This window comes from Serratia sp. PF-27 (assembly GCF_030053255.1).
GTDB lineage: Bacteria > Pseudomonadota > Gammaproteobacteria > Enterobacterales > Enterobacteriaceae > Serratia > Serratia bockelmannii.
This window is the reverse complement of the sequence record NZ_JASGBT010000015.1, coordinates 163,144-178,719: the sequence shown is the minus strand read 5'-3', so window position 1 is coordinate 178,719 and position 15,576 is coordinate 163,144. Positions and strand designations below refer to the sequence as shown.

Annotated in this window: 16 protein-coding genes; 11 read left to right on the top strand and 5 right to left on the bottom strand. The window is 57.8% G+C overall.

Annotated elements, in window-relative coordinates:
• Positions 1–8 precede the first annotated feature (8 nt).
• The 5 genes from eptA to rnt all read left to right on the top strand — a co-directional run bounded on the left by eptA (position 9) and on the right by rnt (position 5,066).
• Complete coding sequence (gene eptA, locus QMZ29_RS05805; protein ID WP_025302660.1) at positions 9–1,646, top strand: phosphoethanolamine transferase EptA; 1,638 nt, start codon at positions 9–11, stop codon at positions 1,644–1,646.
• A gap of 102 nt (positions 1,647–1,748) precedes the next feature.
• Positions 1,749–2,369 (top strand): TetR/AcrR family transcriptional regulator, encoded by a 621-nt coding sequence (locus QMZ29_RS05800; RefSeq protein ID WP_025302659.1) that lies wholly within the window; start codon positions 1,749–1,751, stop codon positions 2,367–2,369.
• An 87-nt stretch (positions 2,370–2,456) separates the two neighbouring features.
• On the top strand, positions 2,457–3,560 hold the full coding sequence (locus QMZ29_RS05795; protein ID WP_261425808.1) for an alkene reductase: 1,104 nt from the start codon (positions 2,457–2,459) through the stop codon (positions 3,558–3,560).
• A gap of 335 nt (positions 3,561–3,895) precedes the next feature.
• A complete protein-coding gene (gloA, locus tag QMZ29_RS05790) occupies positions 3,896–4,303 on the top strand; it encodes a lactoylglutathione lyase (RefSeq protein ID WP_004931325.1) in 408 nt (135 codons plus the stop codon).
• Between the two features lie 79 nt (positions 4,304–4,382).
• Positions 4,383–5,066 (top strand): ribonuclease T, encoded by a 684-nt coding sequence (gene rnt / locus QMZ29_RS05785; RefSeq protein ID WP_038874795.1) that lies wholly within the window; start codon positions 4,383–4,385, stop codon positions 5,064–5,066.
• A gap of 68 nt (positions 5,067–5,134) precedes the next feature.
• On the opposite strand, the gene QMZ29_RS05780 is transcribed toward rnt, so the two are convergent.
• The gene (locus QMZ29_RS05780; RefSeq protein ID WP_004931329.1) at positions 5,135–5,482 is read right to left on the bottom strand and encodes a Grx4 family monothiol glutaredoxin; all 348 of its coding nucleotides are present in this window, start codon (positions 5,480–5,482) and stop codon (positions 5,135–5,137) included.
• 416 nt (positions 5,483–5,898) lie between these two features.
• Here QMZ29_RS05780 and QMZ29_RS05775 point away from each other — a divergent pair, with 416 nt between their 5' ends.
• Together QMZ29_RS05775 and sodB are read left to right on the top strand one after the other, a co-directional pair.
• Positions 5,899–6,717 (top strand): C40 family peptidase, encoded by an 819-nt coding sequence (locus tag QMZ29_RS05775; protein WP_043141154.1) that lies wholly within the window; start codon positions 5,899–5,901, stop codon positions 6,715–6,717.
• Positions 6,718–6,915: 198 nt separating this feature from the next.
• On the top strand, positions 6,916–7,494 hold the full coding sequence (gene sodB, locus QMZ29_RS05770) for a superoxide dismutase [Fe] (RefSeq protein ID WP_004931333.1): 579 nt from the start codon (positions 6,916–6,918) through the stop codon (positions 7,492–7,494).
• Between the two features lie 61 nt (positions 7,495–7,555).
• Here the strand turns inward: sodB and cydH are convergent, their stop codons facing one another.
• Complete coding sequence (gene cydH, locus QMZ29_RS05765; protein ID WP_019455989.1) at positions 7,556–7,645, bottom strand: cytochrome bd-I oxidase subunit CydH; 90 nt, start codon at positions 7,643–7,645, stop codon at positions 7,556–7,558.
• A 324-nt stretch (positions 7,646–7,969) separates the two neighbouring features.
• On the opposite strand from cydH, the gene purR reads away from it, so the two are divergent.
• On the top strand, positions 7,970–8,995 hold the full coding sequence (gene purR, locus QMZ29_RS05760) for an HTH-type transcriptional repressor PurR (protein ID WP_025302656.1): 1,026 nt from the start codon (positions 7,970–7,972) through the stop codon (positions 8,993–8,995).
• On the opposite strand, the gene punR is transcribed toward purR, so the two are convergent.
• A complete protein-coding gene (punR, locus tag QMZ29_RS05755) occupies positions 8,992–9,936 on the bottom strand; it encodes a DNA-binding transcriptional activator PunR (protein WP_261425799.1) in 945 nt (314 codons plus the stop codon). The genes purR and punR overlap by 4 nt on opposite strands.
• Before the next feature lie 123 nt (positions 9,937–10,059).
• Here punR and punC point away from each other — a divergent pair, with 123 nt between their 5' ends.
• Positions 10,060–11,271, top strand: a complete 1,212-nt coding sequence (gene punC, locus QMZ29_RS05750; RefSeq protein WP_261425797.1) for a purine nucleoside transporter PunC — start codon at positions 10,060–10,062, stop codon at positions 11,269–11,271.
• Positions 11,272–11,614: 343 nt separating this feature from the next.
• Complete coding sequence (gene cfa / locus QMZ29_RS05745) at positions 11,615–12,766, top strand: cyclopropane fatty acyl phospholipid synthase (protein WP_282981180.1); 1,152 nt, start codon at positions 11,615–11,617, stop codon at positions 12,764–12,766.
• A gap of 73 nt (positions 12,767–12,839) precedes the next feature.
• Here the strand turns inward: cfa and QMZ29_RS05740 are convergent, their stop codons facing one another.
• Together QMZ29_RS05740 and QMZ29_RS05735 are read right to left on the bottom strand one after the other, a co-directional pair.
• Complete coding sequence (locus QMZ29_RS05740; protein ID WP_049207088.1) at positions 12,840–13,133, bottom strand: I78 family peptidase inhibitor; 294 nt, start codon at positions 13,131–13,133, stop codon at positions 12,840–12,842.
• 54 nt (positions 13,134–13,187) lie between these two features.
• Positions 13,188–13,838, bottom strand: a complete 651-nt coding sequence (locus QMZ29_RS05735) for a riboflavin synthase (protein ID WP_060432962.1) — start codon at positions 13,836–13,838, stop codon at positions 13,188–13,190.
• A 239-nt stretch (positions 13,839–14,077) separates the two neighbouring features.
• Here QMZ29_RS05735 and QMZ29_RS05730 point away from each other — a divergent pair, with 239 nt between their 5' ends.
• Positions 14,078–15,454: an MATE family efflux transporter gene (locus QMZ29_RS05730; RefSeq protein ID WP_060432961.1), complete on the top strand. Its 1,377-nt coding sequence runs from the start codon at positions 14,078–14,080 to the stop codon at positions 15,452–15,454.
• The last annotated feature ends 122 nt before the right edge of the window (positions 15,455–15,576 follow it).

The window sequence follows — 15,576 nt, the reverse complement described above, 5'->3', positions numbered from 1 at the left end:
CATTGGCAATGTGGTTACGTCAACGCTTACAGTGCAACAGCCTCGGTTTTACCCTCGCCACCGCCCTGTTCTTCACTCTATTTCAAAACGCGTTATTCCTGCATCGCGCCTGGTCGTATATCACCTTCGATAGCGTCCACAGCGTGATTTTCGCGGCGAGCATGCCGGTGGTGATCTTCTGTGCGCTGAATATTATCTTCAGCGTGTTGACCGTGCCCTACCTGCGTAAGCCGTTGATCATCTTTTTCTTGCTCGGCAGCGCCGCAGCCAACTATTTCATGTTCAGCTATGGTGTGGTGATCGACGGCAACATGATGCAAAACGCCTTCGAAACCAACCCGCAGGAGGCGACCGCGCTGCTGACGCCGCGCATGGGATTGTGGCTGGCGCTGCTCGGCATTCTGCCGGCGGTAGCGGTCTGCTTCACCCAAATTCGCCAGACTCGCCCCTGGTGGTACATGGTCGGGCTGCGCGCCGCTAACGTCATGCTGTCGTTGGTGGTGATCCTGATCGTCGCCGCGCTGTTCTACAAAGACTACGCTTCGCTGATCCGCAACAATAAAAGCGTGGTGAAGATGTTGACGCCTTCCAACTTCGTGGCCGGCACCATCAAGTTTACCGAACAACGTTACTTCACCCGCAATCTGCCGCTGGTCAAGATCGGTGAAGACGCGCGTAAAGGGCCGCTGATCGCCAAGCAGACCAAGAAAACGCTGGTGATCCTGGTGGTGGGCGAAACCGCCCGCGCCGAAAACTTCTCCCTCGGAGGTTACGGGCGCGAAACCAACCCGCGCCTGAAGCAGGACGACGTGGTCTACTTCAAGAACGCCAGTTCCTGCGGCACCGAAACGGCGATCTCCGTCCCCTGCATGTTCTCCAACATGCCCCGCAAGGAGTACGACGCGACTCAGGCAACGCATCAAGAAGGCATGCTCGACGTGCTGGCGCATGCCGGCGTCAATGTGCTGTGGCGCGATAATGACGGCGGCTGCAAAGGTGCCTGTGACCGGGTGCCGCACGTGGACATGACCAAGCTGAAACTGCCGCAGGACTGTGACGGTGAGGTTTGCATGGACAACGTGCTGCTGTACAAGCTGAACGACTATATCAATAGTCTGAATGACGACGGCGTGATCGTGCTGCACCAGATGGGCAGCCACGGCCCGGCTTACTACCGCCGCAGCACACCAGAATTCCAGACGTTTTCGCCAACCTGCAACAGCAATCAGATCCAGGATTGCAGCCATGAACAGCTGGTGAACACCTACGACAACTCAATCCTGTATACCGACGCAATGCTCGATGCCACCATCAAGCTGCTGCGGCAGTATGACGATCGGTTCAATACCGCACTGGTCTATTTATCCGATCACGGCGAATCGCTGGGGGAAAACGGCATGTATCTGCACGGCACGCCTTATGTCTTCGCGCCGAGTCAGCAAACGCACGTGCCTTTCCTGATGTGGATGTCTGCCGACTATCAGCGCAATTTCGGCATTGATCGCCAGTGCCTGAACACGCTGGCGGAAAAGGACGACGTGTCGCAGGACAACCTGTTCCACACCCTGTTGGGCATGCTGAACGTACAGACCCGCGAATATCAATCCCAGTTGGATATCCTGCAGCGTTGCCGCAACGCGGCGTAGCGCTTAACTTCCGTGTGCCACTGGGGCACAATAGTTTGCAGACAACCGGCGTTTTGTGCGCCGGTTTTTTTATTCCCATTGACCTAGACCAATCGGTCTATTATGCTCGGCGCCATGATGACCAAATCAACGCATTGCAACGTGGATACACGTGAACATCTGCTCGCCACCGGCGAAACCCTCAGCCTGCGCCTGGGCTTTACCGGCATGGGGCTGAGCGAACTGCTGGCTACCGCGGGCGTGCCGAAAGGCTCGTTCTACCACTATTTTCGCTCGAAGGAAGCCTTCGGCGAAGCGATGCTGCAACGCTATTTCACGCATTATGACGCACAGATGCAGGCGCTGTTTGCCGACAGACGCGGCGATGCCCGCCACCAGCTGCTCGGCTATTACGCCCAGGCTATCAGCTATCACTGCCGCAGCGAATGCCATAACGCCTGCCTGGCGGTGAAGCTTTCCGCCGAGGTGAGCGATCTGTCGGAACCAATGCGCCATGCGCTGGAAACGGGCACCGCTCGCGTGATCGGCCACTTGCAGGAGGCCATCGAGCGCGGTATCGCCGAGGGCTCGCTGTCGGTGGCCATGAGCCCCGCGGCGACCGCAGAAACGCTGTATTCACTGTGGCTCGGCGCCTCGTTGCGCGCCAAGATCCGTCACTCGCTGGCGCCGTTAACCAGCGCGCTGGAAAGCATCGAGTTGCTGCTGCGCCCGCCGCAGCCATAACACCACCGTCTTTTTTCGTGAAAATGCAGTTCGTGTTTTTTTATCGCCCATCACTAGACGACCGGTCTATTAAATACAGGATGCACTATGAAGACTGAAAAATTGCTCTCTCCGCTGAAGGTTGGCGCCGTCACCCTGCCCAACCGCGTGTTTATGGCTCCGCTGACGCGTCTGCGCAGCATCGAACCGGGCGATATTCCTACGCCACTGATGGCGGAATATTATGCGCAGCGCGCCAGCGCCGGCCTGATCGTGACCGAAGCGACGCAGATCTCCTTCCAGGCGAAAGGCTACGCCGGTGCGCCAGGCCTGCATACCCCGGAACAGATCGCCGCGTGGAAACACATCACGCAGGCGGTACACGACAAAAACGGCCACATCGCCGTACAGCTGTGGCATGTAGGCCGCATCTCCCACGCCAGCCTGCAGCCGGGCGGGCAAGCGCCGGTCGCGCCTTCGGCCATCAACGCCGACACCCGCACCACCGTGCGTAATGAAACCGGCGCCTGGGTACGCGTACCGACCTCTACGCCGCGCGCGCTGGAAACCAGCGAGATCCCGGGCATCGTTAACGATTTCCGCCAGGCGACCGCCAACGCGCGTGACGCCGGCTTCGACTTCATCGAACTGCATGCGGCCCACGGCTATCTGCTGCACCAGTTCATGTCACCGGCTTCCAACCAACGTACCGATCAATACGGTGGCAGCATTGAGAACCGCACCCGCCTCACGCTGGAAGTGGTCGATGCCACCATTGCCGAATGGGGTTCCGAGCACATCGGTATTCGTATCTCGCCGCTTGGGCCGTTCAATGGGCTGGACAACGGTGAAGATCAGGAAGAAGCGGCGCTGTATTTGGTGGAAGAGCTGAATAAGCGCAACATCGCTTACCTGCACATCTCCGAACCGGACTGGGCCGGTGGCAAACCGTATTCCGACGCCTTCCGCGACTCGGTGCGCGCCCACTTTAAAGGGGTGATCGTCGGCGCTGGCGCCTACACCGCCGAAAAAGCCGAAGCGTTAATCGAAAAAGGCTTCATCGACGCGGTGGCCTTCGGCCGCAGCTATATCGCCAACCCGGATCTGGTCGAGCGTTTCCGTCAGCACGCCCCGCTGAACGAACCTAAGCCGGAAACCTTCTACGGCGGTGGCGCCGAAGGTTATACCGACTATCCGTTTCTGACGAAGTAACCCGTCCTGACCCCAACGGCCACGCAATCGCATGGCCGTTTTTTATGCGCCGCGCGCAAAAAGGCCCGCACAAGGCGGGCCGGGGTTCCCTGGTGTTGTTTATGCTGCAGTTCAATTTCTACACGGTTATGTGGGGAATTGATAATTGATTGTGCAGATCAATTACTTCGTATCGATCGGTACGCTCGATCAATATTTAAACACCACCGCTCCAACCCCGACATGTGACATTGTCACTCATTCGTCACATTGAATTCCCTTGTAGGACAAGGCTATACTCGCTTGTGCTTCAATCCACCCGCCGTCTGCCACGGCACAGTCAATTCAGAGGAATTATGCGCTTACTCCATACCATGATCCGCGTCGGTGACCTGCAACGTGCCATCGACTTTTACACCAAGGTATTAGGCATGCGTCTGCTGCGCACCAGCGAAAACCCGGAGTACAAATACTCCCTGGCTTTCGTCGGCTATACGGAAGAGAGCGAAGGCGCGGTTATCGAACTGACCTATAACTGGGGCACCGACAGCTACGACATGGGCACCGCCTTCGGCCACCTGGCGTTGGGTGTAGACGACGTTGCCGCCACCTGCGACAGCATCCGTCGCGCAGGCGGCAAGGTCACCCGTGAAGCCGGCCCGGTGAAAGGCGGCACCACGGTGATCGCCTTCGTCGAAGATCCGGACGGCTACAAAATTGAGCTGATCGAAAACAAACACGCCGGTCAGGGCCTCGGCCATTAAGCCACCCCTTCAGGGCGCGCTGGCGCCCTGCTGATTCTCCGCGCGATAGCGCCTGCAACCGGGCGCAAAATTTGCCATAATGCGCGCTGCATTCGATGAAGATAAGAAACTGATGGCCGAAAAAAGTGATCTTAACGCCCTGAGTGGTCGTTTTCGTGGGTTTTATCCCGTAGTAATAGATGTTGAAACCGCCGGCTTCAACGCCAATACCGATGCGTTGCTGGAGATCGCCGCCGTGACGCTGAAAATGGACGAAGATGGCTGGCTGCAGCAGGACGAGACTCTGCACTTCCACGTGGAGCCTTTCGAGGGCGCCAACCTGCAGCCGGAAGCGCTGGCGTTTAACGGCATCGATCCGCACAACCCGTTGCGCGGCGCGGTCAGCGAATACGACGCGCTGCACGCCATTTTCAAAGCGGTGCGCAAAGGGCTCAAGGACCGCGGGTGTAACCGGGCCATTATCGTGGCGCACAACGCCAACTTCGATCACAGCTTCCTGATGGCCGCGGCCGAACGTGCCGGCCTGAAGCGCAATCCGTTCCATCCGTTCGCCACCTTCGACACCGCTGCGCTGAGCGGCCTGGTGCTGGGCCAAACGGTGTTGGCGAAAGCCTGCATCGCCGCCGGTATGCCGTTCGACAGCAGCCAGGCGCACTCTGCGCTGTACGACACCGAGCAAACCGCCCTGCTGTTTTGCGAGCTGGTTAACCGCTGGAAACGCCTCGGCGGCTGGCCGCTGCCCGCCGGCGATCTCGCCGAATAAGCCCAACAAAAAAGGCGGCCCAGTTTGCACTGGCGCCGCCCGTTACGCGATAACCACAAGCCTGTCGATTAAGACTGCTGGTCTTCCTGCGCTTTATACTTTTCTGCCGTTTCTTTGATCAGCTGCTGCAGTTCGCCGCGCTGATACATTTCGATGATGATATCGCAACCGCCGACCAGCTCACCGTCTACCCACAGCTGCGGGAACGTCGGCCAGTTGGCGTATTTTGGCAATTCGGCGCGGATGTCCGGGTTTTGCAGAATATCCACGTAGGCGAAACGCTCGCCGCAGGCGGACAGCGCTTGCACTGCCTGCGCGGAGAAGCCACAGCTCGGCAGCTTTGGCGAACCTTTCATGTACAGCAGAATCGGGTTTTCAGCGATCTGGTGCTGAATTTTTTCAAGTGTCGTCGTCATTTATTGCTTCCTCAAGCCACATTTCATGGCTACAACATGCATCACGCGGGCTATTGTAGCGGCTGGAACAGTCGCAAGAAAACGCCATCTTTTGCAAGGATATTCGCCCGCCGCCGATCGCGTTTCACCGGCCACGTCATTCCGGTCAAAACATACGTTGAGAATAACATTTTTAATCCGACCATTTCACTAATATATTGCGCCGCGATGACGGCGCGACTTAATTATATCCGCCACCGCCGACTGGCGCTTTTTTATACACCAACAGGCTGATTTTGAAACAAAAAAAATGTCATTAACGTTTTCTCACAATATGGATTATTATTTATGAGTTCTTCGCTGTTTTATATGGCGAAATTCGGGAATACTGTAACTCTTTCGATATCCGCTTCGGGGCCAAGGTTGGTGACGTCGACATGCGTTTAATTCTTACGCTCTTTGCGCTGCTGTTTACGCAGCTCTTCTTCAATTTGGCGCACGCTGCGCCACAGGCGCGTGTTGCCGCCGAGCAGCGTAAAAGCCATGCTAATGAAGCGCGGCCCGATGACCGCAGAAAAAAGAAAGCGGACAAAGCCGCTAAAAAAGCCAAAGTGACGGCCCCCGCGAAAAAAACCAAGACCGCCAAGGCGAAAAGCGAGAAAAGCGCGAAAAAGATCGCCAGCGCAAAACCCAAGGCCAAAGCGCAGAAAACTGCCAAGATTAAAGTCACCCCGCCGAAGAAGGGCTATAAAAAAGGCTATGGTCGCCACCGCGAAGCCGGTATGGCCACCGCTAAACTGGTGCGTGACGAGAAGCCGTTAAAACTTAGCCCGGCGCACAAAAAACGCTACCAACACGCCAAGCAGACCGCGATGGCCAAGCTGATGGATCAGATGGGCAAGCCTTATCGCTGGGGCGGCAGTTCGCCGCGCACCGGCTTCGACTGCAGCGGCCTTATCTATTACGCCTATAAAGACGTGGTGAAAATCAAAATGCCGCGCACCGCCAACGAGATGTATCACCTGCGCGACGCGGCGCCGATCAAGAAAAGCGAACTGGAAAGCGGCGATCTGGTGTTCTTCCGCATCAACAACCGCGGCGTGGCGGACCATGTTGGCGTCTACCTCGGCAACGGCAAATTCATCCAGTCACCGCGCACCGGTGAAGAGATCCGCATCAGCCAGCTCGACAACGACTATTGGCAGAACCACTACATCGGCGCACGCCGCGTAGTAACGCCGAAAACTATCCGTTAATTCCCTGCTCTGTGCGGTTGCGGCCCCGGTCGCAACCGCCTGCTCAAGCTATCGCCCATCGCACCTCCCCACGCGCATTTCTCGCTTTTCTTCCTGTTTTTTATGATGAAAATTGTTAAGATTGAATGACCACAATAAAAAACGGCCCATATGACTCTCGCCCGGCGAGAGGCGAATGGCGCTGTAAAGGAGGAAGCAATGTCGTTTGAATTACCTGCATTACCGTATGAGAAAAACGCGCTCGAGCCGCACATCTCCGCCGAGACCCTGGAATACCACTACGGCAAGCACCACAACACCTACGTGGTTAACCTGAACAACCTGGTGAAAGGCAGCGAGTTCGAGGGCAAATCGCTCGAAGAGATCATCAAGACCTCTAACGGCGGCGTCTTCAACAACGCCGCGCAGGTGTGGAACCACACCTTCTACTGGCACTGCCTGTCACCACAGGGCGGCGGTGAACCGCAGGGCGAACTGGCGGCAGCGATCGTCAAATCCTTCGGCTCTTTCGCTGCGTTCAAAGAGCAGTTCACCGATGCCGCAGTGAAAAACTTCGGTGCCGGCTGGACCTGGCTGGTGAAAAAACCGGACGGCGCGCTGGCGATCGTCAACACCTCCAACGCGGCCACCCCGCTGACCGGTGAAGACAAACCGCTGCTGACCGTTGACGTGTGGGAACATGCGTATTACATCGATTACCGCAATGCGCGTCCAAAATACCTGGAAAACTTCTGGGCGTTGGTCAACTGGACCTTCGCAGCGGAAAACCTGGCGTAAGCGCAGGTTCTGAGGTGATGAGGCGCAGCCTGGCTGCGCCTTTTTTATAACCGGGGGTAAATCAGTTCAACGCGGCAACGAAGCTGAAAGCGATAATGACCGCCAGCGCGCAGACGGTAGTGAACAGCGACATCTTCAATTCGGTATCCATGACAACTCCTTTAAAATGGGCTTTCCTAAGGATAAAAGGCGCACAATTAGTACGTCAAATCATTTTCCCACAGTTCGCCGATAAAATCTTGTTATCATTTCCCGGTTTATAATCTCGATTACCTCTTCCACTTTTGTTCAATATGCGACAAAATTCGCAGTTCACAACTGCGTACCGGCATTCATGCCCCTCCTGATTAAGCGCTGAAGACTTCAACACACTAAAAACTCAGTTTTCGCTTCTCTGGAGAAGGATCTACGTAGGCAAACGATTAACATCACACTTACATGCTGTAAACATGTGAGTTCAGGAGTCATTCCTTACATGGCAACGATTAAAGATGTGGCCAAACGCGCGGGCGTTTCCACCACCACCGTTTCGCACGTCATCAATAAGACTCGTTTCGTCGCCGAAGAGACCAAAGCGGCCGTGTGGGCCGCCATTAAAGAGCTGCACTACTCGCCGAGCGCCGTGGCGCGCAGCCTGAAAGTCAATCACACCAAGTCGATCGGCCTGCTGGCCACCTCGAGCGAAGCCCCCTACTTTGCCGAAGTGATCGAGGCGGTGGAAAACAGCTGCTACAGCAAAGGCTACACCCTGATCCTGTGCAACTCGCACAATAATCTCGACAAGCAGCGCGCCTACCTGGCGATGCTGGCGCAAAAGCGCGTCGACGGCCTGCTGGTCATGTGCTCCGAGTATCCGGATCAGCTGCTGGGCATGCTGGAAGACTACCGTAACATCCCGATGGTGGTGATGGACTGGGGCGCCGCGCGCGGCGACTTCACCGATACCATCATCGATAACGCGTTCGAAGGCGGCTATCTGGCCGGCCGTTACCTGATCGAGCGCGGCCACCGCGATATCGGCGCCATTCCCGGCCAACTGTCACGCAACACCGGCGGTGGCCGTCACCAGGGCTTTATGAAGGCGCTGCAGGAAGCGAATATCGACATTCGCGAAGAGTGGATCGTCCAGGGTGACTTCGAGCCGGAGTCCGGCTATAAGGCGATGCACCAAATCCTGTCGCAAAAACAGCGGCCGACCGCGGTATTCTGCGGCGGTGATATCATGGCGATGGGGGCCATCTGCGCCGCCGACGAGCTGGGCCTGCGCGTGCCGCAGGATATTTCCGTGATCGGCTACGACAATGTGCGCAACGCCCGCTACTTCACCCCGGCGCTGACCACCATTCACCAGCCGAAAGAGCGCCTGGGCGAAATGGCCTTCACCATGCTGCTAGATCGCATCATCAGCAAGCGCGAAGAGTCGCAGGTGATCGAAGTGCATCCGAAGCTGATCGAACGCCGCTCGGTCGCCGACGGGCCGTTCATCGACTACCGCCGCTAATCCCCCGCGCCGGAAGCCTGCGCGGCTTCCGGCTTCGCCTCGCTCAGCCACTCCTGATTCAGCGTCTCCCCATCGCCCAGATACGCCAGCAGCCAGCTCATCGCCGGTGACGGTTTATCCTGCTGCCAGGTCAGGCAGCACGGGCTGGCGGGAAACGGCTGCTGCAGCTGCAACGCCTTCAACTCACCGCGCTGCACCCGCGGCAGCGCCAGATGCGCCGGCATCATACCGACGCACAACCCGGCGCACAGACAGTCGAGCGCCGAGGTCCAGTCCGGCACCACCAGCCGCCGCTGGTTATCCAGCGTCCAGGTGACGCGCTTGGGCAGATTGCGCGAAGTGTCTTCCAGACAAAGCGCAGGGTACGGCCTAAGCCGATCGTCATTCAGCGGCCCTGCCAGTTGCGCGAGCGGGTGCTGTGGGCTGACCACGCACAGCCAGTTCATATCCCCCATGTCGCGAAAGGCGAAGCCGCCGCCGACCGGCACCGCGCGGGTGGCGCCAATCGCCATATCCGCCCTGCCGTCCACCAACGCATCCCACACGCCGTTAAACACCTCGGGTTGCAACATCAGTTCAACGTCGGGGAAATGGCGGTAGAAATCCAGCACCAGTTGGCGGCTGCGCTGCGGTTTGACGATGATGTCCACGGCGATATTCAGCTGACCGCGCCACCCGTTAGCCACCTGCTGACAATGGCGGCGTGTGTCGAGCATTTTTTTGATAACAGCTCGCGCATCCTTGATAAATAACGCGCCGGCCGGCGTCAGCTCCACATCACGGTGACGCCGCTCAAACAGCGGCACCGCCAGCCATTGTTCCAACTGCCGCACGGTGTAGCTCACCGCCGACGGCACCCGGTGCAGCTCCTGCGCCGCCGCGCTGAAACTGCCGGTGCGCGCCACCGCGTCAACCACTTCAAGAGAATATTCAGACCACATCGCTTTGCCTTCAATTTTTTTAACAGCACTTTGCAAATATTACCGTTTCACAAGCAGAGATCCAGCCGGATACACTGGCCGGCGCTAAAAACCTGCGACACTAAAATATTAACGAGAAATACCATGCGAAACTCCTTTGGTTTTATGTTCTATCTCGCCGGCCTGAGCATGCTGGGTTATCTGGCGACCGATATGTACCTGCCCGCCTTTGGCGCCATGCGGGAGGAACTGCAAATTTCCGCCGGCGCGGTCAGCGCCAGCCTGAGCATATTTCTGGCCGGCTTCGCCTTCGCGCAGCTGCTGTGGGGGCCGCTCTCCGACCGGCTGGGCCGCAAACCGGTATTATTGATTGGCCTGACGCTGTTCGCGTTCGGCTGCCTGGGCATGCTGTGGGTGGAAAATGCCGTGCAGCTCTGGATACTGCGCTTTATTCAGGCCGTCGGCGTCTGTTCCGCCGCCGCCATCTGGCAAGCGCTGGTGGTCGACCGCTATCGCGAAGGCCAGGCCAATCGCGTATTCGCCACCATCATGCCGCTGGTCGCGCTGTCGCCGGCGCTGGCGCCGCTGCTTGGCGCCTGGCTGCTTAACCACGCCAGCTGGCGTGCGATCTTCGCCGTGTTGCTGGCCATCACCGCCCTGCTGCTGCTGCCGACGTTGCTGCTCAAAGATCGCGCCAAAACTCAACCCGCCGCCGATGCGCCAAAAAGCAGCGTCAGTTTTTGGCAATTATTGAAATCCCCGGTGTTCAGCGGCAACGTCGCCATGTACGCCGCCTGCTCGGCCGGCTTCTTTGCCTGGTTGACCGGCTCGCCGTTCATCCTCGGTGATATGGGCTATGGCCCGAGCGACATTGGTCTGAGCTATGTGCCGCAGACGCTGGCTTTCCTGCTGGGGGGCTATGGCTGCCGCGCCGCGCTCAAACGCATCAATGGCAAAACCCTGCTGCCGTGGCTGCTGGTAGCTTATGGTGTCAGCATGGTGGCGCTGTATCTGGTGGCGACCGTAACCGCTCCGACGCTCACCACGCTGCTGATCCCGTTCTGCGTGATGGCGCTGGTCAACGGCGCGGGCTACCCGATCATGGTGGCGAATGCGCTGATGCCGTTCCCGGAAAGCAGCGGCAAAGCCGCCGCGCTGCAAAATACGCTGCAGTTGGGGCTGTGTTTTGTGGCGAGCATGCTGGTGTCGGCGTTTATTGCCCAGCCGCTGGTGGCGACGGTGACGGTGATGGTGTCTACGGTGATCCTCGCCGCGCTGGGCTATTTCCTCCAGCGGGGAAAAGCGGGCGATGCGCAGCAAAAGGCGCAGCGGAAACATGCTAACTCAGCGTCATAATTGCCAAGCTTAATAATCACTTAAAGAATATGCGCGCCGAGTGCGATTTACAGTTGAGTCAACGCCTCGGCACGCCTATACTCAAAAACAACTTTATAAAGTAACACCTTATAATCTCTATATCTCAATTAGCTCTTGTGTACGCGTCTTGCGTCACACTCTTTTTTAAAGAGGCGTTTATCCTGCGCCATTTGCGTCGGGTCGTTTCTTTAAATTTCCTCTGTTCATAGTCGGATATCAGACGCCGCGGGCTTATTTCCCGTCGGTATACGTATGCACCCGCAGAAATTGTCTAAGCTGTTTCCTAACGGGTCATCAGTCAGAAGAAGGTGATGGAGAAGCTATGAGTTCATCGTGTATAGAAGATCTGAGCATCCAGGATAACCAGTGGTATCGCATCGCGCACGAAATGCTCGGTCTGGCCGGTATCGAAATCAATGGATCGCGCCCTTTCGATATTCAGGTTAAAAATCCCGAATTCTTTAAACGCGTTTTGCAACAAGGGTCACTGGGCCTCGGCGAAAGTTATATGGACGGTTGGTGGGAGTGCGAACGGCTGGATATATTCTTCCAGCGCGTGGTCAGCGCCGGGCTGGAGAAGAAACTTCCCCACCACTTGAAAGATACCCTGCGGATCGCCGTCGCGCGCCTGACCAACCTGCAATCGAAAAAGCGCGCCTGGATCGTCGGCAAAGAACATTACGATCTCGGCAACGATCTGTTTATCCTGATGCTCGATCCTTACATGCAGTATTCCTGCGGCTACTGGAAAGACGCCACCACGCTGGAGGAAGCGCAGGAAGCGAAGCTGCGGATGATCTGCGAAAAACTGCAGCTGCAGCCAGGCATGCGCTTACTGGACATCGGCTGCGGCTGGGGCGGCCTCTCTGCCTATGCGGCGAAGAATTACGGCGTGTCGGTGGTCGGCGTGACCATTTCCGCCGAACAACAGAAGCTGGCCCAGGCTCGCTGCGCCGGGCTGGATGTGCAGATCCTGCTGCAGGATTATCGCGATCTTCATCAGCAGTTTGATCGCATTGTCTCGGTCGGCATGTTCGAGCACGTCGGGCCGAAAAACTACCGCACCTATTTCAATGTGGTAGAACGCAATTTAGCGCCGCACGGCCTGTTCCTGCTGCACACCATCGGTTCCAACAAAACCGACATGAACGTCGATCCGTGGATCAACAAATATATCTTCCCGAACGGCTGCCTGCCTTCAGTGAGCCATATCGCCGAAGCCAGCGAAGGCCATTTCGTGATGGAAGACTGGCACAACATCGGCGCCGACTACGATCGCACGCTGATGGCCTGGTTCGAGCGCTTCAAACAGGCGTGGCCGCAGCTTGCCCCGCGCTACTCCGAACGCTTCGAGCGGATGTTCAGCTATTACCTGAACGCCTGCGCCGGCGCGTTCCGGGCGCGCGATCTGCAACTGTGGCAGGTGGTATTCAGCCCGAAAGGCGTTGAAGGCGGCATCCGCGTCGCCCGCTAAGCCACTTGCCCGACAAAAAAGGCCCCGGTAGTCACATCGCCGGGGCCTTTTTTGCTCGTTCGAAGCGTACGGCTTAGCCGCAGTAAACGCGGATGATTTTATCGTCGCTGTCGCCAAGGAAGTTCAGGCGGCGCAGGTTGAAATCCATGGTGACGGCAGAGTTGTACGGAATGGCTCGCACCTTGGCGTCGATCCGTACGCCTTCCAGCGAGCTCATCGGTTTGCCGACGAAGTTTTGATACTGTGATGCGCCACAGGTATCGTCCGCATCGGCCATTTGCGCGCCCGCGCCCTGCTCAGGCGAACTGCTGCAGGCGCTCAGCGCCAGCAACGCGGTTAACAACAACGTTTTCCCATAAAACTTCACGCGTTTCTCCTCTCTGCTTATGATTCGATTCCGGCGGCAACGCCCGAATCGCTGTCAGTCTTTGTGCGCCGGCGCCACCGCCGCCGCCAGCGTCACTTCCCGGTTGGCCAGCACGCGCTCGACGGTGTCCACCACCGCCTGCGTTTGCGGATCGATCTCGATGTTCACCTTGTCACCGAGGCGTTTTTTACCCAGCGTGGTGCGATCCAGCGTTTCCGGGATCAGGTGCACGCAGAAACGGTTATTCACCACTTCGCCGATGGTCAGGCTAATGCCGTCGATGCCGATGAAACCTTTGTGCAGCACATATTTCATCAATTCCGCATCCGGCATGCGCAGCCATACCTGGCGGTTATTTTCCGAGGTATAAATCTTGGCCACCTCCGCCGTGCAGATAATATGGCCGGACATCAAATGGCCGCCAATTTCATCATTGAACTTCGCCGCGCGCTCGATATTGACGATGTCGCCCAGCGCCAGATCGCCGAGGTTGGTCAGGCGCAACGTTTCTTTGATCAAATCGAAGCTGACGCGGTTGCCTTCCACCGCGGTGACGGTCAGGCAGCAGCCGTTATGGGCCACCGACGCGCCCAGCTCCAGCCCCGGCAGCAGCTCGGTAGGCATTTCGATCACGTGGGTGCGGAAATTGGGTTTCTCATCAATGGCGACCAGCGGCGCGGTGCCTTGTACGATACCGGTGAACATATGTGCCTCTTCTTGCTAAATAGGTTAAAACGCTACCGGCAGTTTGCCCCAGTTGGCGCTGAAAACCAAATCCGCGACGGTAAAAAAGGAATGGCTGCGCATTTAATAACTATTTATCTGCGGCGTTTGCTTAACGACGCCGAGCAGGTACAATCTTTTTGACAAAATTCCGCTATTTTAATTGTTGTCCTCTCGCGGCAGCCCTCCCTCCCACATATATAAATAGAAAAGGTGTATGCGTGCAGAAGTACTTAATTGAAGCGCGTAGTTTATTGGCTCTCGCTATCCCGGTCATTATCGCGCAAATATCGCAAACCGCTATGGGCGTGGTGGATACCATCATGGCCGGCGCTTACAGTGCCACCGACATGGCGGCGGTGGCGGTCGGCACCTCAATCTGGCTGCCGGCCATCCTGTTCGGCCACGGTCTGCTGCTGGCGTTGACCCCGGTTATCGCTCAGCTCAACGGTGCCGGCCGCCGCGATCGTATCGGCCATCAGGTGCGCCAGGGTTTTTGGCTGGCCTCCGGCGTCTCCGTACTGCTGATCGTCGTGCTGTATAACTGCAAGTTCGTCATCGACATGATGCACAACATCGATCCGCAGCTGGCGGATAAAGCCGTCGGCTACCTGCACGCCATCATGTGGGGGGCGCCGGGCTACCTGTTCTTCCAGGTGATGCGCAACCAGTGCGAGGGGTTGTCTAAAACCAAGCCCGGCATGGTGATCGGCTTCCTCGGCCTGCTGGTGAATATCCCGATCAACTACATCTTCATCTACGGCAAGTTCGGCATGCCGGAGCTCGGCGGCGTCGGCTGCGGCGTCGCCACCGGCAGCGTCTACTGGATCATGTTCCTGATGATGCGCTGGTACGTGAAGCGCGCGCCGTCGCAGCGCGACATCAAACGCCAGGTCGGCGATCTCGGCGGCCCGGACTGGGCGGCGCTGAAGCGCCTGATCGGCATCGGCATGCCGGTGGCGCTGGCGCTGTTCTTCGAAGTCACGCTGTTCGCCGTGGTGGCGTTGCTGGTTTCGCCGCTCGGGATCGTCGCGGTCGCCGGCCACCAGATCGCGCTTAACTTCAGCGCGCTGATGTTCGTGCTGCCGCTGTCGCTGGGCGTCGGCGCCACCATCCGCGTCGGTTATCGTCTGGGGGAAGGCTCGGTCGAAGGCGCACGCGTCGCCGCCTATTCCGCCATCGGCGTCGGCATCACCATGGCCGTCTGCACCGCGCTGTTTACCGCCACCTTGCGCGAACCGATCGCCCTGCTGTACAACGACAGCCCGGCGGTGGTGGCTATGGCCTCGCAGCTGATGCTGTTGGCGGCGCTGTACCAAATTTCGGATTCGATCCAGGTGATCGGCAGCGGCGTGCTACGTGGTTATAAAGACACCCGAGCGATCTTCTTCATCACCTTTATCGCTTATTGGGTATTGGGCCTGCCGAGCGGCTATCTGCTGGCGTTAACCGACGTGGTGGTGCCGGCAATGGGGCCAAGCGGCTTCTGGATCGGCTTTATCATTGGCCTGACCTTCGCCGCCATCATGATGGCGCTGCGTATGCGCTGGCTGCAGAAACAGCCGACCGCCGTCATCCTGCAGCGATCCACGCGCTGAATCCGCTCCCGGCCGGTTTCATCCCCGGCCGGGCTGCGGTTTGCGGAAAAAAACGCCGGACTGCGCACAACCTCAGCAATCGCGTGAAATACCGAATAAAATTGCGCTTTTCCCCTTGCCAG

Excerpts from the sequence above, each read along its gene's own strand:
- eptA (WP_025302660.1), top strand. The coding sequence starts at position 9 with ATGTGGTTACGTCAACGCTTACAGTGCAACAGCCTCGGTTTTACCCTC.
- QMZ29_RS05800 (WP_025302659.1), top strand. The coding sequence starts at position 1,749 with ATGCTCGGCGCCATGATGACCAAATCAACGCATTGCAACGTGGATACA.
- QMZ29_RS05795 (WP_261425808.1), top strand. The coding sequence starts at position 2,457 with ATGAAGACTGAAAAATTGCTCTCTCCGCTGAAGGTTGGCGCCGTCACC.
- gloA (WP_004931325.1), top strand. The coding sequence starts at position 3,896 with ATGCGCTTACTCCATACCATGATCCGCGTCGGTGACCTGCAACGTGCC.
- rnt (WP_038874795.1), top strand. The coding sequence starts at position 4,383 with ATGCGCGCTGCATTCGATGAAGATAAGAAACTGATGGCCGAAAAAAGT.
- QMZ29_RS05780 (WP_004931329.1), bottom strand. The coding sequence starts at position 5,482 with ATGACGACGACACTTGAAAAAATTCAGCACCAGATCGCTGAAAACCCG.
- QMZ29_RS05775 (WP_043141154.1), top strand. The coding sequence starts at position 5,899 with ATGCGTTTAATTCTTACGCTCTTTGCGCTGCTGTTTACGCAGCTCTTC.
- sodB (WP_004931333.1), top strand. The coding sequence starts at position 6,916 with ATGTCGTTTGAATTACCTGCATTACCGTATGAGAAAAACGCGCTCGAG.
- cydH (WP_019455989.1), bottom strand. The coding sequence starts at position 7,645 with ATGGATACCGAATTGAAGATGTCGCTGTTCACTACCGTCTGCGCGCTG.
- purR (WP_025302656.1), top strand. The coding sequence starts at position 7,970 with ATGGCAACGATTAAAGATGTGGCCAAACGCGCGGGCGTTTCCACCACC.
- punR (WP_261425799.1), bottom strand. The coding sequence starts at position 9,936 with ATGTGGTCTGAATATTCTCTTGAAGTGGTTGACGCGGTGGCGCGCACC.
- punC (WP_261425797.1), top strand. The coding sequence starts at position 10,060 with ATGCGAAACTCCTTTGGTTTTATGTTCTATCTCGCCGGCCTGAGCATG.
- cfa (WP_282981180.1), top strand. The coding sequence starts at position 11,615 with ATGAGTTCATCGTGTATAGAAGATCTGAGCATCCAGGATAACCAGTGG.
- QMZ29_RS05735 (WP_060432962.1), bottom strand. The coding sequence starts at position 13,838 with ATGTTCACCGGTATCGTACAAGGCACCGCGCCGCTGGTCGCCATTGAT.